The sequence below is a fragment of the Microtetraspora fusca genome (assembly GCF_001570365.1).
GTDB classification, from domain to species: Bacteria; Actinomycetota; Actinomycetes; order Streptosporangiales; family Streptosporangiaceae; genus Microtetraspora; species Microtetraspora fusca.
Window position 1 is genome coordinate 75036 of the sequence record NZ_BBYK01000072.1, and the last position, 21442, is coordinate 96477.

21 protein-coding genes, 1 other RNA gene and 1 pseudogene are annotated in these 21442 nt (G+C 68.5%); 10 read left to right on the top strand and 13 right to left on the bottom strand.

The window, feature by feature from the left end:
- Positions 1–68: 68 nt before the first annotated feature.
- The 3 genes from AWQ68_RS34265 to AWQ68_RS34275 form a co-directional block, all read right to left on the bottom strand.
- Positions 69–926, bottom strand: coding sequence for a hypothetical protein (locus tag AWQ68_RS34265; protein ID WP_066948873.1), 858 nt, complete (start codon positions 924–926; stop codon positions 69–71).
- A gap of 85 nt (positions 927–1011) precedes the next feature.
- The gene (locus AWQ68_RS34270; RefSeq protein ID WP_066948963.1) at positions 1012–2112 is read right to left on the bottom strand and encodes a M20/M25/M40 family metallo-hydrolase; all 1101 of its coding nucleotides are present in this window, start codon (positions 2110–2112) and stop codon (positions 1012–1014) included.
- An 11-nt stretch (positions 2113–2123) separates the two neighbouring features.
- Positions 2124–3161, bottom strand: coding sequence for a dipeptidase (locus AWQ68_RS34275; protein WP_066948876.1), 1038 nt, complete (start codon positions 3159–3161; stop codon positions 2124–2126).
- A gap of 125 nt (positions 3162–3286) precedes the next feature.
- On the opposite strand from AWQ68_RS34275, the gene AWQ68_RS34280 reads away from it, so the two are divergent.
- The 5 genes from AWQ68_RS34280 (at position 3287) to AWQ68_RS44455 (ending at position 7063) form a co-directional block, all read left to right on the top strand.
- Positions 3287–4102, top strand: a complete 816-nt coding sequence (locus AWQ68_RS34280) for a Nif3-like dinuclear metal center hexameric protein (protein WP_066948879.1) — start codon at positions 3287–3289, stop codon at positions 4100–4102.
- A gap of 30 nt (positions 4103–4132) precedes the next feature.
- Positions 4133–4873, top strand: coding sequence for a zinc ribbon domain-containing protein (locus tag AWQ68_RS43055; protein ID WP_066948881.1), 741 nt, complete (start codon positions 4133–4135; stop codon positions 4871–4873).
- Positions 4870–6168: a bifunctional RNase H/acid phosphatase gene (locus tag AWQ68_RS34290; RefSeq protein WP_066948884.1), complete on the top strand. Its 1299-nt coding sequence runs from the start codon at positions 4870–4872 to the stop codon at positions 6166–6168. Before AWQ68_RS43055 ends, AWQ68_RS34290 begins: the two co-directional genes overlap by 4 nt.
- Before the next feature lie 76 nt (positions 6169–6244).
- Positions 6245–6648, top strand: an RNA gene (rnpB, locus tag AWQ68_RS34295) — RNase P RNA component class A.
- Between the two features lie 19 nt (positions 6649–6667).
- Positions 6668–7063 (top strand): hypothetical protein, encoded by a 396-nt coding sequence (locus tag AWQ68_RS44455; RefSeq protein WP_218007154.1) that lies wholly within the window; start codon positions 6668–6670, stop codon positions 7061–7063.
- Positions 7064–7712: 649 nt separating this feature from the next.
- Here AWQ68_RS44455 and AWQ68_RS34305 read toward each other — a convergent pair.
- The 5 genes and pseudogenes from AWQ68_RS34305 to AWQ68_RS44460 all read right to left on the bottom strand — a co-directional run bounded on the left by AWQ68_RS34305 (position 7713) and on the right by AWQ68_RS44460 (position 11428).
- Positions 7713–8030, bottom strand: coding sequence for a hypothetical protein (locus AWQ68_RS34305; protein ID WP_157546148.1), 318 nt, complete (start codon positions 8028–8030; stop codon positions 7713–7715).
- 807 nt (positions 8031–8837) lie between these two features.
- Positions 8838–9179, bottom strand: a pseudogene (locus AWQ68_RS34315) (tyrosine-type recombinase/integrase); the annotation flags it as partial.
- Between the two features lie 379 nt (positions 9180–9558).
- Positions 9559–10089 carry a DUF6529 family protein gene (locus AWQ68_RS34320; protein WP_066948892.1) on the bottom strand — a complete coding sequence of 177 codons (531 nt, stop codon included), beginning with the start codon at positions 10087–10089 and terminating at the stop codon, positions 9559–9561.
- 131 nt (positions 10090–10220) lie between these two features.
- On the bottom strand, positions 10221–11189 hold the full coding sequence (locus AWQ68_RS34325; protein WP_066948894.1) for a metallophosphoesterase family protein: 969 nt from the start codon (positions 11187–11189) through the stop codon (positions 10221–10223).
- Positions 11186–11428, bottom strand: coding sequence for a plastocyanin/azurin family copper-binding protein (locus AWQ68_RS44460; RefSeq protein ID WP_218007155.1), 243 nt, complete (start codon positions 11426–11428; stop codon positions 11186–11188). The genes AWQ68_RS34325 and AWQ68_RS44460 overlap by 4 nt, the downstream gene beginning before the upstream one ends.
- Positions 11429–12465: 1037 nt before the next feature.
- On the opposite strand from AWQ68_RS44460, the gene AWQ68_RS34335 reads away from it, so the two are divergent.
- Both AWQ68_RS34335 and AWQ68_RS34340 read left to right on the top strand, forming a co-directional pair.
- Positions 12466–12708 (top strand): hypothetical protein, encoded by a 243-nt coding sequence (locus AWQ68_RS34335; protein ID WP_066948899.1) that lies wholly within the window; start codon positions 12466–12468, stop codon positions 12706–12708.
- Positions 12709–12995: 287 nt separating this feature from the next.
- Positions 12996–13430 (top strand): hypothetical protein, encoded by a 435-nt coding sequence (locus AWQ68_RS34340; protein WP_157546154.1) that lies wholly within the window; start codon positions 12996–12998, stop codon positions 13428–13430.
- Between the two features lie 270 nt (positions 13431–13700).
- Here the strand turns inward: AWQ68_RS34340 and AWQ68_RS34345 are convergent, their stop codons facing one another.
- Both AWQ68_RS34345 and AWQ68_RS34350 read right to left on the bottom strand, forming a co-directional pair.
- Positions 13701–14972 (bottom strand): M48 family metallopeptidase, encoded by a 1272-nt coding sequence (locus tag AWQ68_RS34345; RefSeq protein ID WP_066948905.1) that lies wholly within the window; start codon positions 14970–14972, stop codon positions 13701–13703.
- 581 nt (positions 14973–15553) lie between these two features.
- On the bottom strand, positions 15554–16801 hold the full coding sequence (locus AWQ68_RS34350) for an MFS transporter (RefSeq protein ID WP_066948908.1): 1248 nt from the start codon (positions 16799–16801) through the stop codon (positions 15554–15556).
- Between the two features lie 229 nt (positions 16802–17030).
- Here AWQ68_RS34350 and AWQ68_RS34355 point away from each other — a divergent pair, with 229 nt between their 5' ends.
- Positions 17031–17327 (top strand): carboxymuconolactone decarboxylase family protein, encoded by a 297-nt coding sequence (locus AWQ68_RS34355; RefSeq protein ID WP_218007156.1) that lies wholly within the window; start codon positions 17031–17033, stop codon positions 17325–17327.
- A gap of 306 nt (positions 17328–17633) precedes the next feature.
- Positions 17634–18356, top strand: a complete 723-nt coding sequence (locus tag AWQ68_RS34360; protein ID WP_066948910.1) for a VOC family protein — start codon at positions 17634–17636, stop codon at positions 18354–18356.
- Positions 18357–18368: 12 nt separating this feature from the next.
- On the opposite strand, the gene AWQ68_RS34365 is transcribed toward AWQ68_RS34360, so the two are convergent.
- Positions 18369–19088 carry a glucose 1-dehydrogenase gene (locus AWQ68_RS34365; RefSeq protein ID WP_066948912.1) on the bottom strand — a complete coding sequence of 240 codons (720 nt, stop codon included), beginning with the start codon at positions 19086–19088 and terminating at the stop codon, positions 18369–18371.
- Between the two features lie 196 nt (positions 19089–19284).
- On the opposite strand from AWQ68_RS34365, the gene AWQ68_RS34370 reads away from it, so the two are divergent.
- Complete coding sequence (locus AWQ68_RS34370; RefSeq protein WP_066948919.1) at positions 19285–19920, top strand: LysE family translocator; 636 nt, start codon at positions 19285–19287, stop codon at positions 19918–19920.
- Between the two features lie 45 nt (positions 19921–19965).
- Here the strand turns inward: AWQ68_RS34370 and AWQ68_RS34375 are convergent, their stop codons facing one another.
- Entirely contained in the window at positions 19966–20673 is a 708-nt protein-coding gene (locus AWQ68_RS34375; protein ID WP_066948922.1) for an alpha/beta fold hydrolase, read from the bottom strand.
- A gap of 362 nt (positions 20674–21035) precedes the next feature.
- On the bottom strand, positions 21036–21442 hold a 407-nt coding region (locus AWQ68_RS34380; RefSeq protein WP_157546157.1), incomplete at its 5' end, for a type II toxin-antitoxin system PemK/MazF family toxin.

Consider the following 21442-nt stretch of genomic DNA (forward strand, 5'->3'; position numbering starts at 1 on the left):
TGGGCAAACGTCCCTCCCGGGATGGTCCAACCGGGGTGCGGAACCGGCTCAGGCCGGGATATCGACCTTCATGGTTTCCCCGCCTCTTCTCCTTCGACGCGCACCACGTAGCGGCCGCCGGAGAACCCCGTGACCCACGCACCGCCGGCCATGAGACCGCCCAGGACCTCGCGTACGGCGAGCCGCCACGCCCCGGCCGCCGCGGGATCGGCGCGGCGGAGCGACTCGACGTCCTCGGGGACGGCGACGAGGACCGCCGGGCCCTCCACCGGCCGGGCGACCGGCCGTCCGCCCTCGTCCGAGATTCCCTCGACCGCGCCCCGCGGAACCTCCGGCAGGTACGGCTCACGCCCGCACGCCCGTACGACATGGGGCGCGTCCAGCCGCCACACCGCGAGCACGCGGTCGGACTCGTCGCCCGCGTTCACGATGTCGGCCAGCGGCCCGTAGAACTCGGGCAGGTACTCCTCGGGGAGGGCGCCCAGCTTGGTCAGGTTGAAGTGGGCGTTACGCCGTACGAGCGGGTCGAAGGTCCAGGTGATGCGGGTCAGGCCGCGCCGCAGCGCCCAGGCCCGCTGGTGCAGCTTGAGCGCGAAGCCCGCGCCGCGCCGTACCGCGCCGGTGACGTGCGAGTGCAGCACCTCGCCCGCGGGCGCGGCGAAGAACCCGGCGGATGCGCCCACGAGGCGGTCGCCGTCGAACGCGCCCGCCACGTAGTTGCCCGCGTGGGACAGCGCCCGCATGATCTCCACGGTGATGGGTGGGGTGGCGGGATCCGGGTGCCAGATCTCGTCGAACAGCCCGACCACCCGCTCGAAGTCCGCGATCTCGTCCAGCTCGCGGATTTGGGCGCCGCAGCGCGCCGCCGCCTCCTCGGCGGCGGCCCACGCGGCGCGTTCCCGGTTCGACGCGGGGTCCGTACTCACGGCGCGTTCGCCGCCCAGGCCGCTTTCCCGCTCAGGCGGCGATCCGCGCTCAGTCGTGGATCTCCGCTCAGGCGGGGATCTTCGCTCACGCGGCGGTCTCCGCGAGCACCGAGCCGACCAGGGCCGCGACGAGCCGCGCGCGCACCGGCATCTCCGCGACGATCACGTGCTCGTCCGCGGCGTGCGCGCCGCCTCCGACCGCGCCCAGGCCGTCCAGGGTGGGGCAGCCGACGCCGGCGGTGAAGTTGCCGTCGGAGGCGCCCCCGACGGCGACGCCGCGCAGCGGCCCCATTCCGAGATCGTCCGCGAGCCGTACGGCACGGGCGAAGAGCGCGGCCGACGACGCGGGGTCGAGGGGCGGGCGGTTGGGGCCGCCGTGGAGCTCCAGCCGGGTGTCCGGGAGCCGCGGGGTGAGCGCGCGCATGAGCTCGTCCACCCGCCGCTGCGCCGCGAGGTCCGGCACCCTGACGTCGATCGCCACCCGGCCGGTCGCCGGGACGGTGTTCGTGCTCGTCCCCGACGAGAGCAGCGTGGGAGTGACCGACACCATGCCCGCGTCGGACGAGGACTCCACCCGGTGCGCGATCTCAGTGATCGCCAGGATCTGGTGCGCCAGCTCGACCCCGGCGTTGGCGCCGCGCTCGGGTTCGAGGCCGGCGTGCGCGGCCCTGCCGTATACGAACAGCTCGTAGCGGGAGACGCCCTTGCGCGCCGTCTTGAGCGCGCCGCCGTCGGCGCTCGCCTCCAGCACGAACGTCGCCGCGCAGCCCGCCGCGACCGACTCGATGAGCGGCCGGGACGTCGGGGACCCCAGCTCCTCGTCGCCCACGACCAGCACGCACACCCCGTCGAGGGACGGCAGGGAGGCCAGCGCGTGGAAGAGCTGCACGAGCCCCGCCTTCATGTCGAAGACGCCCGGCCCGCGCGCCCCCCCGTCGACCACCGACCACGGATGCGCGCGCAGCGAGCCGATCGGCCACACGGTGTCGTGGTGGCCGAGGAGCAGCACCCGGGGCGTGCCGAACGTCCACTTCAGGTGGGTGACCCCGTCGATCACGATCGTCTCGGGCTCCGCGCCCAGGAGGCGCAGCCCCTGCGCCGCCACGGCCTTGGCGCTGTGCGCCACCGCCGTGTGGTCGGAGGAGTACGACTCGCACAGGACGAGCTCCTCCAAGTCGGCCAGCATGGCCTCCAGGCTCACTGGCCGCGTCCCAGCTCCGAACGGAACAGCCGCATCACGTTGTCGCCGAGGATCTTGACGGTCTCGTCCTCGGAGAAGCCGCGCTTGAGCAGCCCCTCGGTGACCAGGGGCATGCCGCGCGGTCCGTCCAGGCCGGGGATGGCGGCGTCCGTGTCCAGCCCGCTGGAGCTCCCCTCGCAGCAGGGCGGGGTGAGGTCCGCGTACACCTCGCGGATGAAGTCCGGGCCGAGCCCCACGTGGTCGATGCCCGCGACGCCCGCGATGTGCTCGATGTGGTCCACCAGGTGGTCGATCGTGACCGAGCGCGCGTCCTCCGCGAGGAAGGCGGCGAGGAAGTTGACGCAGATCACGCCGCCGGTCGCGGCGACCGCGCGAAGCTGCTCGTCGGTGAGGTTGCGGTGGTGGTCGCGCAGCGCGCGGGCCGAGGAGTGCGTGGCGATGACCGGCCGGGTCGCGATCTCCAGGACGTGCTCCACGCCGGACGCGCCGAGATGCGACACGTCGAAGATCATGCCGAGCCGTTCCATCTCCTGGACGGCCTCGACGCCCGCCGCGGTCAGCCGCGACCCGGTGGCGTCCTCGCCGCTGCCGTCGGCCAGGGGAGTACGCCCCCAGTGGGCGATCGACGCGACCCGCACGCCGAGCCGGTACATCGTGGGGATGAGCTCGACGCTCGCGTCGACGCCGGGCATGCTCTCCATCGCCAGGACCAGGGCGATCCGGCCTTGCGCGAGCGCCTCGTCGATCTGGTCGCCGTCCACGCAGAGCCGTACGGCGTCGGCGTTGCCCTCGGCCAGCACGTGGGCGCACTCGATCATCCGCAGCGTCTGGCGGAGCGCCCCCTCCGGGCGGAACTCCTCGTCGATGAAGACCGGGAGGACCTGCACGTCCACGCCGCCCTCGACGAGCTGCGGCAGCCACTGCCGCCGGAAGAAGGAGGCCCACTGGCGCGGCGGCCGGGCCGAGACGGCCATGAGGAGGTCGTTGTGGGTGTCGGCGACGACGGCGTCCCTGTGCAGGTCCCGAGAGGGCATCCTGGAGTCCCTTCTAAACGGTGTCTCTCGGACGTTACACTCACCGCCCCCGTTCCGCCGTTCCCGAGATCGGCCGGAGGACCGCCGCGATCTCGGGGAGACGCCGCCGACGGTAGTCTGCGCCTGTGCTAGCGGACGTGGTTGCCGAGATCGAGACCCTGTACGACCCCGCCTGGGCGGAGTCCTGGGACGCCGTCGGACTGGTGTGCGGGGACCCCGCGCAGCCGGTACGGAAGATCCTCTTCGCCGTGGACCCGGTCGCGGCCGTCGTGGACGAGGCGCTCGAATACGGGGCGGACCTCGTCGTCACCCACCACCCCCTCTATCTGCGCGGCACCACCAGCGTCGCGGCCACCACGTTCAAGGGCCGGGTGATCCACCGGCTGATCAGGAACGACGTCGCCCTTTACACCGCGCACACCAACGCCGACGTCGCCGACCCCGGCGTCTCCGACGCCCTCGCCAGGGCCGTCGGCCTGCCGGGGGAGCTGCGCCCGCTGCAGCCCTCAGCCGACGACCCGCGACGCGGCCTCGGCCGGGTCGGGACGCTGCCGTCCCCGGTCCCGCTGCGCGAGTTCGCCGAGCGCGCCGCCGCCGGCCTGCCCCGTACGGCGGGGCCGCTGCGGGTGGCGGGCGACCCGGAGCGCCCGGTGGTCACCGTCGCGGTCAGCGGGGGCGCGGGCGACTCCCTGCTCGGGGCGGCCCGCGCCTCCGGAGCCGACGTCTTCCTCACCGCCGACCTGCGCCACCACCCGGCGAGCGAGTTCGTGGAGGCCGAGGGAGGGCCGGCGCTGATCGACGCCTCCCACTGGGCGACCGAGTGGCCGTGGCTGGCCGACGCCGCCGAGCGTCTGACGTCCGCCCTGGCCGCGAAGGGCATTAATGTTGAGGCGCGCGTCTCCCGCATCGTCACAGACGCGTGGACGTCGACGACACCGTAATCGCCCCCGCGAGCACCTTGAGGATCTGCGATGAAGGCCGCACCCGAAGCACAGAAGCGTCTGCTCGACCTGGCGGAGCTCGACGCGGGTCTCGACCGGTTCCGGCACCGCCGGCGCACCCTGCCCGAGCTCGCCGAGATCGAGGAGCTCTCCAAGAGCCTCGCCCGTGCCGCCACCCAGGCCATCGCCGCCGAGACCGAGGCCGGTGACCTCGCCAGGGAGCAGGCCAAGGCCGAGGCAGACGTCGACGCCGTACGGGTCCGGATCGACCGTGACCAGAAGCGCCTCGACTCCGGGCAGGTGACCTCGCCCAAGGACCTGGCGAGCCTCCAGTCGGAGATCGCGTCGCTGCACCGCCGCCAGGGCGACCTCGAAGAGGTCGTGCTGGAGATCATGGAGCGCCGCGAGGCCGCCGACGCCCAGGTCGCCGACCTCAAGGTGCAGCGCGACGAGGCCGCCGCGACGCTGGCCGCCGCCGAGGCCCGGCGCGACGCCGCCTTCGCCGAGATCGACAAGGAGGCGGCCGAGCTGCAGGACCGCCGTCCCGCGATCGCCGCCGACATCCCCGACGACCTGCTGGCGCTGTACGGCAAGCTGCGCGAGCAGTTCGGCGTCGGCGCGGCCATGCTGCACGGCGGTCGCTGCCTCGGCTGCCGGACCACCCTGTCCATCGCCGACCTCAACCGCATCCGCGCGGCCGCCCACGACGAGGTGCTCCGCTGCGAGGAGTGCCGCCGGATCCTGGTCCGCACCGCGGAGTCCGGCCTGTGAGCTTCGTCGTCGAGGCCGACGGCGGATCCCGGGGCAACCCGGGACCGGCGGGATACGGCGCCGTCGTGAAGGACGCCGACGGCCTGGTGCTCGCCGAGACCGCCGAGGCGATCGGCACCGCGACCAACAACGTCGCCGAATACAGCGGCCTGATCGCGGGGCTCTCGTCCGTGCTGGCCCTCGGCGGCGAGGGCGCCTCCGTCGAGGTGCGGATGGATTCCAAGCTCGTCATCGAGCAGATGGCCGGCCGCTGGAAGATCAAGAATGAGGGTTTGCGACCGCTCGCACTCGAAGCGGGCGCGCTCGCCCGGCGGCTCCGCGTCACCTGGACGTGGATTCCCCGGGAGCGGAACAGCCACGCCGACCGCCTCGCCAACGAGGCCATGGACGCCGCCGCCAAGGGTCTGAAGTGGGAGTCCACCGGCGTCGCGGAGCCCCTGGCCGAGCCCGCCCGTCCCGCCGCCGAGCCCGCCCGTCCCGCCGCCGAGGCCGCCGCCACGCCCGGGCCTTCCGCCCGAGTCGCTCCCGCGCCTGAGTCGGCGTTTGAGGCGGAGATCGCGCCCGAGCCCGCCGCCTCCCTCGCTGCGCCCACCGCCCCGGCCCCCGGACCGTCCGTCGCCTCCGCGGCCGTACGGCGGGAGCGCGCCGAGGGCACCGGCTGGATGGCCCGTCCCACCCGGGTCGCCACGTCGTTCCTGCTGCTCCGGCACGGCGAGACGCCGCTGTCGGTGGAGAAGCGCTTCTCCGGGGTGGGCGACCCCTCGCTCACTTCCCGGGGTCTCGCCCAGGCCGAGGCAGCCGCGCTCCGCCTCTCGCGCGAGCCGTACGCGATCGACGTGATCGTCAGCTCCCCGCTGACGCGGGCCCGGCAGACGGCCGAGGCGGTCGCGGCGCGTACCGGCGTGCCGGTACGGGTCGAGCGGGATCTCAGGGAGGCCGACTTCGGCGCCTGGGAGGGGCACACGTTCGCCGAGATCCAGCGGGACTGGCCGGCCGAACTGGCCGCGTGGCTCGGCGACCCCTCGGTCGCCCCGCCCGGCGGAGAGAGTTTCACGGAGGCCGGACTGCGGGTCGAGCGCGCCAGGGAGCAGATCGTCGCCGAGCACGAGGGCAAGACCGTGCTCGTCGTCTCGCACGTCACGCCGATCAAGCTGCTGCTCCGCTTCGCGCTCATGGCGCCTCCGGAATCCCTCTACCGGATGCATCTCGACGTGGCGTGTCTGTCGGCCATCGACTACTACGCCGACGGCCCCGCCGTCGTACGGGCGCTCAACGACACCGCCCATCTGGGCTGAGCCGGGGGGCATCCCGGGGGCTTGCCGCCGAGTTGGACAGTGCTTGGGAGGCCGTTAGGCTGGGACGCACGGCGGACGAGCCGGCCGGGCGGCCGCGTCGGGGTCCCGCGTACTGCGCAGGGATCCCGCCGAGGAAGGTCCGGGCTCCACAGGGCGAGGTGGTCGGTAACACCGACCCGGGGTGACCCGCGGGACAGTGCCACAGAAAGCAGACCGCCCCCTTCGCGGGGGTAAGGGTGAAACGGTGGTGTAAGAGACCACCAGCGCCCACGGTGACGTGGGCGGCTCGGTAAACCCCACCTGGAGCAAGGTCAAGAAGGGACGCTCCGCGAGGAGCGTCCCGCGCGCGGCGTTTGAGGGCTGCCCGTCCGAGCCGCGCGGGTAGACCGCTTGAGGCCGCCGGCAACGGCGGTCCTAGATGGATGGTCGCCGGTCGGCGAAAGCCGGCCACAGAACCCGGCCTACAGGCCGACTCGTCCGCCCCAAAGCCTGTGACCTGGTGTGGAGCACCGGGCAGGCAAGATCAGGGCACACTCAGGGCACACCCACGCTGGCTAAGCACGGTCAGACGCTCGACAGATTCGCTTGGTTCACCACTGCAACCGCTTGGGTTGAAACGGAACTGAAAGCCGGTCAGCCACGTCATGGTGGCCTGGAACGGTTGCTGGCGCTGGATGCTGCAGAGGCGTACCGTCGAATCGAACGTACGTTCGATGTGGTGGGCGTACCGCTGCTTCCACAGTCCCACCGGGTAATCAACATGATCGTTGGCGACACTCAGCGGATTGCGGAGTACCCGAAGCAGGGCTTCGCTATCCCCCAGGAGATGCCGGCGGAAGTTGAGCTGGCGTTCAAGAGGTTGGTCGATGCGGGATACACAAGCAGGCTGATCTAGGTTCGGGCCGCCCCGTTACAACTTTCCCTACGTCTTCAAGCCGCCTTCGGCGGGAACCGGTGAGCACCGAGCAGAGGGACACCCGCCCGAGAGCAGCCAGGGGAAGAGCACCAGGAAGCACAACGCAGCCAAGGAAGCCAGCCACGGCCCCGCATGACGCGGGAACGCACACGAGCATCAGCCGGCTGGGCCGCGCGCCTCGCCACGGCGGGCGTGCGGCTCTTCGGCCGGTCCCGCCTCGCGGTCGCGCTGCCCGCCGGCAAGCAGGGGAACGACGGTCGGCGAACTGACGGCATGGTATATGCAGATGAGAGTCTTTTTCCAGAGGAGCAGCGACAACCTTGGGGCGCTGCCCCAAACCCCGGGGCGCTCAGACTCCGAGAGGTGGCCCGCGGAACGTGCTGGCCGTAGATGGCGGGACTGGAAGCCCTGATCGCTCGCCCGCCATCGACCCCGGCAGAGCCCAGCAGACCGACTCCTCCAGGTCAAGCCCAGCCGTGCAGGCAGGACAACCAGCGCGCGAGGAAGGTCACCGGGAACATGTACACACGAGGCCGGGCCTGACCTGGCGTCGCCGGCCCGCTGTCCTTCGGATGGGTCGAAGGCAGACGAGAGATCAGGACAGGTTGCCGCGGCTGATCGCAGAAGCTTATGTCTTCCGCTTGAGTTCCTCGCGAATCTCGCTCATGGTCCAGATCAGACCGCCCAAGAAGGTGAAGGCGAGGACACGATCCCATCGACCGTCTCGAAACAGTAGCCAGACGGCGAGGGCGCCTACGACGGAGCCGGAACACAGTCCCCGCACCAGGCCCCGGAGCGCGGGCCGCATCAGCGGCACCAGCCGTTCCCTATGGCGACGAAGCATCCAGAACGCGACCATCACCACAGTAGGCAATAGGAGAAGCACGGTGACAAGGACAGCCGCCACCGTCAGGTCCTCATTGTCCCAAAGTTGGAGATCGTCCACGGCGAGGATGTTACCCACCAAGAGCGGCAACGGCTGTAGCTGGCTGCGCACCCGAGGGCACATCCAGGGCACATGAGCGCGAAAAGCAGCGCGAAACGATGAGAAGCGGCGAACGCTGAAAGCCCAGCTCAGCGCGTGAGCTGGGCAGTCGCCGCAGGTCAGCCGTCAGGACGGATCAGATCTCGATGATCTGGGGTAGCCGTTCGAGGTCGAGCCCGCTCATGGAATTAGTAGCGTCTATCCAGGGGTTCGACCAAGCTGCGGAGCTCGCGCGCCCGCCGGCGGGACATCGCCAACATCACCGCTTCCAGGTGCTCACGGGCCTGCCATGGGTCTCCGCAGCAGGCCCATTCGGTGCAACCGCCGCTCTCGTAGTTCCAGAGGCGTCGATTCGGTTCGTGGACGAAGATGCGCCAACGCGTAAAGGCAGCCCCGACCGAGCCCGGCCCTAGGTGCTTCTTCTGGCGCTCGATCCGCCGCACTTCGGCGAGGGCTGCCGAGGACAGGCCAGGGATAATCGTGGCGTCATCCTGCATCCGGGGCTGGCGCGGAAGCCCCGCGCGGACGCGGCCAGGCCGCCTACGCGGCATCGACCTTTCTGCTGATCGTCATGTCAGTCATCTTCCCACCGGCCGGTGGGCTTCGTGCGGGCGGGGGCACTTTGGGGGCACATGGTGCTGGAAATCACTGGCAAGCAATGACAACGAACGGAAGCGTAATTGCAGGTCAGCCGCAGGGTAGGGCCGTTCCGTGCAGGTAGGGGCCACGCCAAATTAGAACCCGGCCTACAGGCCGACTCGTCCGCCACTACGTGTCCGGCCTGCGCTTATGATCGGGGCAGGTCCCGCTGTTCCGGTGCTGTTCCGCCAGCGCCGCAGCGATCATGATTTCGACCGCACCTCTGCCCAGATCCTCATCGTCGGGGAACAGGTGGCCGTAGGTGTCCATCGTCTCGGCGATCGTGGCGTGCCCCAGGCGCGCCTGAATGACCTTCGGGTTCAAGCTCGCCCGGATGAAACTCGACGCGTAGAAGTGCCTCAGGTCGTGAAAGCGAGTCCCTTGGGCAGGCCGGCCGCGGCGACCGCTGCACGCCAGCACGTCCCGAATGTCGACCGCTGTACCGGCCGGCCGGAGCGGTTGGTCACGAGCACCTCGTTCACGCCTGGGGCGTAACGCTGCATGTGAGCTGTGATCTGTTCCAGCACCAAGTCATCGGACCGGGACGGTCCGCCTCGACGCCCTGGTCTTCAATGGCACCAGCTTGGTCGCCTGCATCTGCTCGTGAACGTGGACACGACGACGGAAAAAGTCCACTCGTGGTGAGGGCTTGCACCTCCGTCACCGGCCCGCTGCCGCTCCGCGGCGGGGGTCGACGGCAGACGGGATGGCGGAGTGCGAGCTGGCGCGGCCCCCGTCTTTCCTACGGCTGCGTCAGTGCCCCGCTGCGCCACCACCCGGAAGAGCCGCGGATGCTGGCGGATTCCAGCCCTGTTGGTGTCGATGCGCGCGGGTGACTGACTGCTACCACCTACGGCTGGGCCAGCTGCCAGAGCGCCGCTGCGGACCACAGGATCGCGACGAGGGTGACCAGGGTGCCGCCGGCGAGCGGCAACGCCCAGCCGGGTAGGTGCCGGCTGCGGACGATGAGTACTTTCGCGGCGAATGCGCCGTAGAAGAAGCAGCCGGCGAGGGAATGCAGGGCGACCCGGGCGCTGTCCGTCTGCACTCCGTAGGCGGTGATGCAGTGGTAGGCGATGGGTAGGGAAAGCACAAACAGCACGGCTCCGCCGATGCGATGGGCGAGGTGTATCGGGCGGGGGGCGGCACCGGCCCCGGGTAACCGTTGGTAGATCCACAGCGCCAATATGAGCTGGTAGAAGGCCAGGCCCAGCAGGGCGGTGCCGACTTGCGCCTTGAGAATGTTCGCATCGTTACCGCGGCGTCCGAACAGGCTGCTGGCGTAGTCCGGGGTGTGTATCCGGCCGAACGCGTACAGGGCCGCCGTCACGGCCAGGGCGAGCCCGGCGGCTGTCGCCAGCCGAAGCCGGGTCGGTGACATCCTCGGCGGGGCTCCCACGTCTGTCTGCTCCCTTCGGTAGCCGCCGTTGAGGTAGAGGTCGGCGTGGATTCAGCCGCTGACGGCGATGGCGGCGGCCGTGCTCAGGCGGGCGGCGAGGGCCGCGGAAGGCTTCATGCCAGCTTGTGGTCGGTGACGGCCAGGCCGCTTACGCCCTTGCGGTAGGTGACAGTGCGGATGCCCAGTGCGTCCTTGAGGCGGCCGGCTGGTACCACCTGCGGGAGGGGGCCCGGCCCCATGCCCGGTTTGGGCAGCGGGTAGGCGGTGGTGGTGGCGCTGTGAAAGGTGACGTTGCCTTCGGTCTTGGTGAACAGCTGGTGCACGTGGCCGTTCAGGCAGGTCACAGAGGAGAAGCGGCGTAGCAGGCCTAGGACCTTGATGGCGTCATTGGTGCCCCAGCCCCAGGCCGGGTACATGGCGAACAGCGGGATATGGCTGAACACAACGATGGGAGTGTCAGCCGATAGACCAGTGACGTCTTTGCGGACGAAGTCGATCTGGTCGGTGCCAAGGTGCCCGAGTTGCTCCAAGTGCAGGGTGTTGACCAGAGCGATGAAGTGGACGCCATGGGTGTCGAAGCTGTACCAGCCGTCGCCGAGGGTGTTTGCGCCGAACCGCTGCCGGTACGCATGTCCCGCGTCGCCGATCGAGTCGTGTTCCCCGGGCACCGTGAAGACGCGACCAGTACGCAGGCCGGTCATCATCTGCTTGACCTGGTCGAACTGGCCCGGGGTGGACAGGTGGGTGAGGTCGCCGCTGTGCATGACGAAGTCGGGCTGGAAGCCCAGGCTGTTGACCTGATTGAGCGCTTCGGTGAACGTTCGGTTCACGTCGGTGTTGGCGGCGCCGGTGAAGCCGATGTGGCTGTCGGAAATCTGCACGAACCGCAGCGAGCCAGAGTTGGCGGCGGCCTGTGCGGCGGCGCTGTCCTGGCTGCCTGCGATGCTGCTGATCACTTGGCCGTCGGCCACCATCAAGACCACGGCGGATCCGAACCAGCCGGCGTGGCGCAGCAGTTGGCGGCGAGACATCCCGTGTTCCGGCGTGGGCTCGGCTCCACGCGGATCGATAGGGCCGGTCACCGGGTCACCGTCACAGTGGCGGTCATGAACGGGTGGATGCTGCACAGGTACTTGTAGGTGCCCGGCGTGGTGAACTTGTAGGGGTAGCGGGCACCGGACGCCAGCGCGGCGGAGCGGAGCGGCCCCTGGCCCTGGCTCGTCACGGTGTGCGGTTCAGGGTCCTGGTTGGTCCAGGTGACCGTAGTGCCTGCCTTGACGGTCAGCGCAGCGGGATGGAAGGCGAAATTCTTGATCGTCACGGAGTTCGGGCCCACCGGCGTGGCCGGCGCGCCGCCTGTGGGTGCGGCTGTGGCCGTGTTGGGCAGCGCCGGGATGGCAGATGCCGGGCCGGTGCCGCCGGGCACGCCGGGCAGGCTCTGGCCGGCGCCCGGGGTGATCCCGCGGGACGCCGGGCCGCGGGACGGCGGGCCGCCGCAAGCGGTGACCAGACCAACTGCGCCAATCAGAGCAAGTGCGCCGATCAGGGCCGGTAGGCGCGGTATGCGGGGATAAATATCGTGACTCATACTCATGTCTCTCTCGATGCCCCAGTGCGTGAACTCCGGTGCCTTGAAGTCCGGATGGGTCGGCCGGTAGTCGCGATCCAGAGCGTTTTTACCCTGAACTGACCGAAGCCACGTGAAACCGCTGGACGTGCGACGTTGCCGCTCATATCGCCGGAGATAGTTGCATAGTTAAAGTATTTCCTCACCTATGTCCCACCTTCGCCGTATCCCCGGCGTTAATCTCCCGAAACCGCGGAATGCTAGGTTTTGCTGTGCTCTGAAATTCGCGGGGATATTTTAGTGAGAAATACCTGGAGGTTATCGCCCCGCCGGGTTTCCTCGCCCGTCAATTCATGCGTATCGAAACGAACAAGGAGTCCTAGCCAGTGAGTCCGCCCGGCCCTCAGAGCGACGGGGACGGGGACTCACGGCGACCCGAGCATCGCTGAGCTGCGCGCCCCCTTCCCAGCTCGGGGCGGGAAGATCAGCAGCCGATTCCCAAGCTGATAGCTCGGGATGGCTCGGTCGGCCCACTCCAGACTCGCGGTAATAGCGACGGCAGTCGAGGGATAGAGGGAGGGCCGAAGCTACGGGCCTGTTCCGTCTCTGGGTTGCGTCCACGGAAGTGGTGTAAGAGTTTCCGCTGGCCTATTCCTGGCTCACTCCTGCCCCGGGCACATCGGGGGCACATCGAGCGCGGAACTGAACGCCGCATCCAGGGCTGTGCGAGCCCGCTCGGAGGCTTCCGGCACGAGATGCCCGTAAAGATCGACTGTCGTGGTGATCGACTCATGACCGAGCCACCGGGATACCTCGGAGATGCGTCTGCGCCTTTCCTCGTCCTCGAGAGCCAGACCTTTCGCTATGTGGGTATCGCCATCCTTGCCGTCGGGTCCACGCTGGGCGGCCCGCTTGGGATCGTTGCTGTAGTCCAGGAGATGATCCGTGCCGAGCGCCGCCGCCAGTGGATGTACATCGGCATCGGCGCGCTGCTATCCATACCTGTCGGTGTGTTCGTCAACTGGATCAGCTAGGCCACGCAGGGCACATCTAGGGCACACGAGACCGAAAAACGGCGTGAAACGCTGAGAGTCAGCGGAAGCCGAAAGCGCAGCTCACGGAGAACGCGCATGCATCCTCGCTGATCAGCCCAACCCAGTGATCAGATCTACGACATGTGACGCCTGACCGTGGTGCCCTTGGGCTCGGGGCGTTTGTCCCGGCCCAGGGTGCCGGCCGACCTGAAGCGCATCAAGACTACGTCGGCGGAGAACTCGTTCACGATGAACTGGAGTCCTGAGTCGATCTACAATATCGATTCATGAATTTCCGGGTCTGGTGCTATCTGCTAGCGCTGCCATTGATGGCCGGGTGCGTGTGCGTTCCGTCCCGGCACGAAGTGGCCATGCCGCCCGCGAACGCGACCCCGCAGGAGGTCGTCGCGGTGTGGCTGGAGGCGATGACCGCCAAGGATTCGGAGACGGCGCTGGCCCTGATGGTCCCCGGCGAGGACTACTCGATGGAGTTCGAGCATTCACAGGGCCCCTTCAAGAACTGGATCGACATTTCGGGCCTCGAAGTCGGCGACCCCTACGAGGCCATCGACTGCGAACCGGGCGAACAGTGTGTCCGGGTCCCGGTCAGCTTCAAGCTGTGTGCCCACGAGTTCACCGGTGACGGCGACCTGTGGACCCACCCGTTCACGGTCCAGAACGAAGGCGGGCGCTGGCTCGTCAAGGGATACGGCTCGGGCTGAGTTGCCGCCTTGGTGACGGACGCCTGGCCGAGGGCCGATGAGTGTCTTTTCCAGGGGAGTAGCAAAGACCTTGCCTTACAAGCGAGGCGTCAGGGCACATTAGCGCGAAAAGCAGCGCGAAACGATGAGAAGCGGCGAATGCTGAAAGCCCAGCTCAGCGCATGAGCCGGCCAGTCGCCGCAGGTCAGCCCTCAGGACAGATCGGATCTCGGTGATCTAACCATGGCGTCCACGCGTCGAAGGAGGGATCCGACGGTTCGGGAGCGTAATTCACGAACTCGCCGTGGGCGCGAGAATCTCGGGTAGTTGATCGCCATGCTCGATTCCCTGCGCTAGCCGTACCACATCGATACGGTCTCCACCCGGCCCGACGAGTTGTCGTTGACGTAGAGCATGGGTGTAGCGGTAGCCCTTCAATCGCAGGTTGCGGTGGAGGACTGGGAAAAGGGCGCATACTCCGGCTGACGAGTGGGTGCACAGCGAGTCTCTGTGCTCCCATTTGATTTCTGTCCCGCGGCCGTCCGCCACGATTTCCACCAGGTCGGTGAGCGTTGGGTTCGGCCGACCGACGAGTTCGGCCGTGGCCTGGAGGACGCGATCGTGGAGATGCCCTATCAATTCGTCCCAGACTGCGTCAGGCATCTCGCCGAATGTGACGAACCAGTACACACTCGATGGGTTCGAGAGGAGGTTGCCGAGCCAGCGGGCGAACCGTGCTTCGACGGTCGGGTCGAGCGCTGACAAGATCGGGTTTTCCGCAGGCTGAGGCGGGTGTTCGAGGGTGGCGCCAAGCTCTGCCAGCCGATCGATCGTGAATCCTCCGCGGAGAGTCTGTGTCGTATGGAGCTCAAGGTAGCGCGGCATGATCCGGCCCAGGAGGTCATCCTCGTTCACTTTCCAGCGCCACCCCTGGTAGAGGTCCACGGGGAAGAGCCCATATGAGGGCAGGTCTATCGCGTAGCGGCCCCCGAACCACGTGAACGAATCAGACATGAGCCCACCGCGAAGAAGCGCGTTTGCCATGGTTCGCGGATCCGCCACTCGGCAGCCGACCTTATCGGCCTGAGTGAGGAGGGCCTTGGCGACGGCACCGAGCTCCGCCCGAACGGCGGGTTTCTTCCGCATCTCCGAAGTCCAGACCTCCAGGAGTGCGCTGAGCAACCATGACCGATGCGCTTCTAGGAAGGCGAGTTCGAAGGCGATGACGGCGCGCAACTCCGCTCGTTCGAACCCCATCGCGTACGGCAAGCCGATCCACAGCTCTGAACGCCGCGGCCCCAGCCGGGTGGTGCCAGAGTCTGCGACGGGCGCGAAACACACTTGGGACGGCCGTCGAGCCCCGAGTGCGTCGGCTATCTCATCAACCATCGCATGCAGGTCCGGGTAGTCCGCGCGGCGAGCGATGTGGCGATCTGGCACCCGCTTGGGCCAGGGAAAGGGAATCAGTCGTGTAACGATCAACGCGATCACAGTGATCTTGATTAGATCTTGATCGAGCTTGCCCAGGCGCCAACTGACGGCGGCGGCCACCAGGCCCGCCACCGTCGGGAGAAGCCCGTTGTTCAACCAGGCCGGGAGGGGTGCCCAGCGCCGTATTCCGCCCCATCCGGGTATGGGCAGCCACGAGCCGCCTCTCAGCCAGGAGGGAATAAGGGCCTTGGGACGATGAGTCACTACCAGCCATAGCGCGCGTCTCCGGGTCATGCCTCCTGGCATCACGGGGGATTCCTCCTGAGGCGGGTCGCAGCACCAGGAGCGCCGGAGCACTCCTTAGGGGTCTATGGCCCGGAGCAGGACGCCGACGGGCAGCGTAAGTCAGCGAACCTGCCGAGGCGATTCGGCTACGAAGCTTACGGACCAGCAACGGACCTACACGTCCCGGCACCAGTCGGCATCCATTGATCGGGGTCGACACTCTTCATCAGCGCTCGGGACGAAGAGGCCGTGAACGTTGCCGAATTGGGCTGTTGGTAAATCGAGGGGATCCTCATCCAGCGGCTCGCGGCACCCGGGATCGAACTCCTGGTGGGGATTCGCCCATCCCAACCGGGCCCGCCAAGGCGATCTTGGGGGCTGTCGGCAGGGAAGAGTGTCGTAAATGTTCGAGGACGGTTGCTGCCGCGTCAGGCGGCCAGTGCCTGTGGCTGCTCGTCTGCGTGGGCTATTCGGGTCAGTTCGCGCCACAGCAGGACGACGAAGGCCGCTGATCCCACGAAGGCGAACCAGAAGGGCGCTGCTACGCCCTGATGCTCGGCGAGCGTGCCGCCGATGGCTGAGCCGGCCACGAGGCCACCGTAGGACGCAATCATGTTGACGCTGCTGACCCGCCCCTGAAGCTCGGAGGGGACGGCTCGTTGCCTGACCGTGATGGACGTGGTGCCCCAGATGAAGGCGTGGGCGCCGAAGACGAAGAAGATCGCGGAGGCCAGCCACGGGGACGTCGTCGTGGCCAAGGCGAGGTGGGTGAACGTTTCGATCACGAGCCCGATGCGCATGATGTTGCCCAGGCTCACCCGCTGGGTGATCCAACCGTACAGGGCGGTCCCGAGGAGGCCGCCGACGGCCGAGACGGTGGTGAGCAGGCCGAATCCGACGGCGCCCATGCCAAGCTGCTTGCTGGCGTAAAGGACGAGGACCGACCAGGCCGCTCCGAAGGTGACGTTGAAGACCAGGATGGTCAGGACGAGGGTTCGCACGGCCGCGTGGTGCAGCGTCCAGCGGAAGCCTTCTGCTATGTCCTGCCAGAGGTTGCTTGTGCTGTCGGTGGCGCGACCGTGTGCGGGCAGCGTGATACGCGACACAAAGATCACGCCCAGGGTGACAAGAACGGCCTCGGACAGGAATGGCCAAGTCGTGCCTGCCGCGAAAAGGGCTGCACCGATTGACGGGCCGACCAACTGGTTGAGAGTGATGAAGCCGGTTTGCAATCGGGAATTGGCGAGCGCGAGGTCGTCACGGTCGACAAGCATCGGCAGGACCGTCGCCGCCGTGTTGTCGGCGAAGACCTCGGCGGTGGCGAGCAGGCCCAGGATCAGCAGCGCCGCGGTAATGGAGAGAGTGTGGGTGAGCATCGTGACGATCAGGACGCCCACCATCACGGCGCGGGCCATGTTCGCGACCACAATGATCATGCGGCGGTCGAGGCGGTCGGAGAGGGCGCCGGCATACAGGCCGAATACGAGCGGTGGCGCCCAGCGCAGCAGAGCGGCGAGTGAGATCAGGAAGGGGTCGTCGGTCAACGAGGCCACCAGCAAAGGACCGGCGGCGACCGCGATGCCGTCGCCGAGGTTGGTCGCCCATGACGACATCAGCAGCCGACGGTAACCGGCGCCGAGGCGCGTAGGGGCGATGGTCTCGACGAGTCGGCTCACAAGGAGGGCACGCTACATGCGTAGATCACGTGTGTCACGTGGTTATCCCGATCGTCGGCGTTCTCCGTACGGGACCGCGCGTGCGGCCCCAGTAGCCCCTGCGTGCGCGGCGAAGCGCATCCAGCGGGTGCGGCTCGCGGCCGGTGCACTCGGGCCAGATCACCGTCACGGCCGAACGGGTGCGGCCATCATGCCCGGGGGTCGCAGCAGATCAGCGCTCACAGCCACCATGTCTAAGGACGCGACCCGGCTGAACCTGGTCGCGGCCTGGCGCGAGTCCACCGTGTTCACCGAAGCCGAGCGGGCCGCGCTGGCGCCCACCGAGGAGGGCACTCGGATCGCCGATGCCCACCAGGGTGTGTCCGACCAGACCTGGGCCCAGGCGCGCGAGCACTACGACGACGACCAGATCGCCGCGCTGGTCTCCCTGATCGCCATGATCAACGCCAACAACCGGCTCAATGTGATCGTGCGCAACCCGGGCGGCTCCTACCAGCCCGGCATGTTCGCCGGCATGGCGAGCTGACCGGCAGAACAATCGCGGCCCGGCCAGGATCGGTCGATCCGGGCCGGGCTCGCGCATGTCCACTGCGGCCGCGGATCATCGGCGGCGTCGACCACCGCAGTAGATGACAACTGAGTAACAACGACCGTGAACTCCAGCGAACGATAACGAGCAGTCCTCGCAGGTCAGAACCTGAGTTCACCTATACGTCAGGCCGAAATCGGCTCGCTTGGCGGGCCCCGAATCCCTAGCGTTGTTTTCCCTATGGGCGCGGAAGACGTGCCCTGCCTGTGGATTTGAATCAGCAGATCGGAGGTGTGGAGCGAAATGACTTGTCACCTTGTCGCGCTCTGCTTCGACGCGCACGAGCCGCTCCGTCTCGCCCGGTTTTGGGCCGGAGTCCTGGGCTGGGAGATGGCCGACGACCCCCACGATGGCATCACGCTCCTGCCGAGCGATGACACCGGGTTCCGGATCCGATTTCTTCCGTCCCAGGAGAAGAAGGTCGGCCAGAACCAGATGCACTTCGATCTGACGAGCACGTCCCTTGAGGACCAGCAGCAGACGGTGGCGAGGGCGCTCGAACTCGGTGCGCGGCACATCGACATCGGTCAACGCCCGGAGGAGCGTCATGTTGTGCTCGCCGACCCCGAGGGCAACGAGTTCTGCGTCATCGCGCCGGACAACAAATTCCTCGCCGACTGCGGATTCATCGGAGCGCTCGCGAGCGACGGTTCGCAGGAGGTCGGGTATTTCTGGAGCGAAGCGCTGGGCTGGCCGTTGGTCTGGGACCAGAACCAGGAGACCGCGATTCGCTCGCCGCACGGCGGTCCGAAGATCACCTGGGGCGGTCCGCCACTGATGCCGAAGACCGGGAAGTACCGGCTGCACTTCGACCTCGCTCCACCTGCCGATGGTGATCAGCAAGCGGAGGTCGACCGTCTCATCTCCCTCGGGGCGACGCGCGTCGACATCGGTCAGGGCGAGGTCAGCTGGGTGGTCATGGCCGATCCCGATGGCCATGAGTTCTGTGTTCTGACCCCGCGATAGCGCGAACAGATCTCAGAACAGGCCGCCGTCCGCGAGGATGGCCTGCCCGGTGATCCACCGGCCGGCGTCGGAGGCGAGGAAGGCCACGACGTCGGCGATGTCGCCAGGCTCGCCGAGACGGCCCAGCGTGGTCCGGGCGGCGTACTCCTCTCGGTTCTCGGTCAGCATGTCGGTGCGGGTAGCACCGGGCAGCACGCTGTTGACGGTGATCCGCCGCGGGCCCAGCTCACGCGCCGCGGCGCGGACCATCTGCTCGCCGGCCGCCTTGCTCGCCGCGTAGAGCCCTCGGCCTGGGGCGGACCGTACGGTGGCGCCGCTGGAGATGACGATGATCCGTCCGCCGTCGGCCAGCCTGTTCGCCGCTTCCCGTAACGCCAGGAAGGTCGCGCGGGTGTTGGTGGCGAACACGGTGTCGAAGTCCTCGTCGGTGGCCTGCCCGATCGGCACACGGCACGCGATGCCGGCGTTGCTGACCAGGACGTCCAGCCGGCCGAAGTGCTCCTCGGCGGCGTCGAACAGGCTCCGCAGCTGGTCCGCGTCGGCGACGTCGGCCTGCACCGCGACGGCCTGACCGCCGTCGGTGGTGATCCGGGCGACGACCTCGCCGGCGGCCTCCCGGTTGGTGCGGTAGTTGACCAGCACGCGAGCGCCGTCGGCGGCCAGCCGTACGGCGATCGCCGCTCCGATGCCGCGGGAGCTCCCGGTGACCAGCGCTGCCCTCTGCCGGGACATCACCCCTCCTTCAATGGGAAGGGCCCTTCCTTCATTGGGAAGGGTAACGCCCGCCGCGAAGACCGCAGGTGGCGGGTGCCGTGCTGTCCGTTGCCGTCGTCGTCGCCGGAGAGCGGCAGGGGGCCGCCCGGCCGGTCCGTACGAGTTATTCGCTGTTCCGTCGTTCCGCGGACATACCGTCGTCGATAATCACGACATGTGGGGAATTCTGGCTCCGTATCTGGGCCTGTGCCTGTTGATCACGGTGACGCCCGGCCTGGACACGGCCGTGGTTGTTCGCAGCACGGTCAAGGGCGGCACGCGATCTGGACTTGCGACGGCGCTCGGATGCGCCCTGGGGTTGTTCGTCCACGCGGCGGCGGTGGCGCTCGGGCTGGCCGAGCTGCTGCTGCGCAGCCAGACGGTGTTCGACGCGGTCAGATTGACCGGCGCGGCCTTCCTGGTGGTGCTTGGCGCGCGGTCCCTGTGGGCGGCACGGCGAGCCCAGCCCGTCATGGCGCCAGAAGAGGCCCCGGGGCGTTTGGGGCGTCTGCTGCCCGGCTCCCCGCTGGCCCAGGGGTTTGTGACCAATCTGACCAACCCGAAGGCGGCGCTGTTCTTCCTGGCCACGCTTCCGCAGTTCGTCCCCGCGGGGCGGCCGGCGGTTGCGGTGCCGGTAGCGCTGGGGCTCGCGATCATCGCTGTGCTGTTCAGCCTGACCGGGCTGAGCCTGGTCGCCGTCGCCTTGGGGAGGGCCCGCCGGTTGCTCGACTCGCCGGCTTTCCGCCGAATGCAGGACGGGCTGCTGGGGCTGACACTGGTGACCCTGGGAGTACGGGTGGCCGCGGAGTAGTAGAACGCGGCCTGCCTGGCCGAGCGTCCCCGCCCGTAAGGGTCTTCAGCGTGACGGGAGCGGCTTCGTCTGCCTGAGGAACGTCAGGACCGCCTCCGAGAACGCGCGTGGCTCGGCGGCGTGAACGAGGTGCCCGGCCGGAATGGTCATCGTTTGGCTGTTCGGGATCCGCTGAGCCAGCTCGGCGACCCGTGCCTGCGGTATGTGGCTCGCGGGGCCGCCCGCGATGACGAGGGTCGGCGCGGTGATCCGGCCCAGCGTGTCCATCCATGCTGGGTCGGGGTCGTCGATCTGTCTCCTGACGGCCAGCACCATGTCCCAGTCGTACGGCAGGTCGCCGTCCGGCCGGGTGGGGACGACGCGTTCACGGGGGAGCGGTGCCGGGACGTCCTCCAGGACCAGGCGGCTGACCCGTTCCGGATGATTCCCGGCCAGCAGGTACGCGACGAGACCTCCCATGGAGTGCCCGATCAGATCCACCCGATCGAGCGCGAGCGCGTCCAGGAAGCCGAGCACGTCGGAGCGCATCAACTCCAGCCCGTAGTCGCCGGGCCGGTCGCTTCCTCCGTGGCCGCGCAAGTCGAGCGCGTACGCCCGCCAGTTGTCGGCGAAAGCGGGGATGACGGCGTCCCAATCGGCGGCGCTCTCACCCAGCGCGTGCAGGAGCACGAGCGGTGGGGCGTCACGAGGACCACACGTCCGGTAGGCCAGCCGGATTCCCCCAGCGGTGCTGAAGTGATCGGTAATGTCCATACGCGGACGATAACCGCCGCTTTCCTCAAGAAGAGGAGACGTTCACCACCGGCCGAAACGGACCAGCCTTCATCCGGCCGGCGGCTTTTCCGGCCCGCGCATGTCGTGGACGAGCAGAGGGATCACTTCCGGAGCCGCGACCCGTTCGGTCATGGGCTGGGCTGAGACAGCGTACGGACGGTGCGGGCGAGGTGGTGGGACAGTTCGGCGTCGATCCGGTCCGACTCGGCCTCGTCGATCCCGGTGGAGCCCTCATCGGCGTCGTCTGCTTCAAGGAGAGCGGCTCGACCTATCCGTTGGGATCGGCCGTCCCTGCCCGCCTGCGCGGCGCCGATCCCGAGACGAGTTTCGGGGGTCGGCGGCTATCGGCTGATCCCGTGCAGTGAGCACACGTGACGCCAGATCGCGCGGTCCAGCTCCCCGGCCCGGTCCTGGAAGGCGGACGTGGTGACCCGGATCGGGTCGCTGAGGTCGAGGAAGCTGTTGTGGTCGGCGTCGGGGTCCCAGGTGCGGGTGGGGATCTCGATGTGGTCGCTGCGACGCCGCTGGTCCTGGCTGGTGATCTTCAGTACCTCCGCGCCGCCCCGGTGCGTCCTCAGGACGACGCACGGCCGCACCTTGGAGCCGGGCCCGTCCTCGAACGGCACGTCCGCCCACCAGATTTCGCCAGGACGCTGCGCCGCGCCCGCGTCCGCTGCGTGCGGCCGCCCGCGCGTGGGCTCGCCTCGCCGGGTGGGCGGCGTGCCGGTCCGGGTCCCCGCCGCGGGAG

Excerpts from the sequence above, each read along its gene's own strand:
- AWQ68_RS34360 (WP_066948910.1), top strand. The coding sequence starts at position 17,634 with ATGACTTGTCACCTTGTCGCGCTCTGCTTCGACGCGCACGAGCCGCTC.
- AWQ68_RS43055 (WP_066948881.1), top strand. The coding sequence starts at position 4,133 with ATGAAGGCCGCACCCGAAGCACAGAAGCGTCTGCTCGACCTGGCGGAG.
- AWQ68_RS34335 (WP_066948899.1), top strand. The coding sequence starts at position 12,466 with ATGACCGAGCCACCGGGATACCTCGGAGATGCGTCTGCGCCTTTCCTC.
- AWQ68_RS34275 (WP_066948876.1), bottom strand. The coding sequence starts at position 3,161 with ATGCCCTCTCGGGACCTGCACAGGGACGCCGTCGTCGCCGACACCCAC.
- AWQ68_RS34375 (WP_066948922.1), bottom strand. The coding sequence starts at position 20,673 with ATGGACATTACCGATCACTTCAGCACCGCTGGGGGAATCCGGCTGGCC.
- AWQ68_RS34270 (WP_066948963.1), bottom strand. The coding sequence starts at position 2,112 with ATGCTGGCCGACTTGGAGGAGCTCGTCCTGTGCGAGTCGTACTCCTCC.
- AWQ68_RS34365 (WP_066948912.1), bottom strand. The coding sequence starts at position 19,088 with ATGTCCCGGCAGAGGGCAGCGCTGGTCACCGGGAGCTCCCGCGGCATC.
- AWQ68_RS34370 (WP_066948919.1), top strand. The coding sequence starts at position 19,285 with ATGTGGGGAATTCTGGCTCCGTATCTGGGCCTGTGCCTGTTGATCACG.
- AWQ68_RS34355 (WP_218007156.1), top strand. The coding sequence starts at position 17,031 with ATGTCTAAGGACGCGACCCGGCTGAACCTGGTCGCGGCCTGGCGCGAG.
- AWQ68_RS34320 (WP_066948892.1), bottom strand. The coding sequence starts at position 10,089 with ATGTCACCGACCCGGCTTCGGCTGGCGACAGCCGCCGGGCTCGCCCTG.
- AWQ68_RS34340 (WP_157546154.1), top strand. The coding sequence starts at position 12,996 with ATGAATTTCCGGGTCTGGTGCTATCTGCTAGCGCTGCCATTGATGGCC.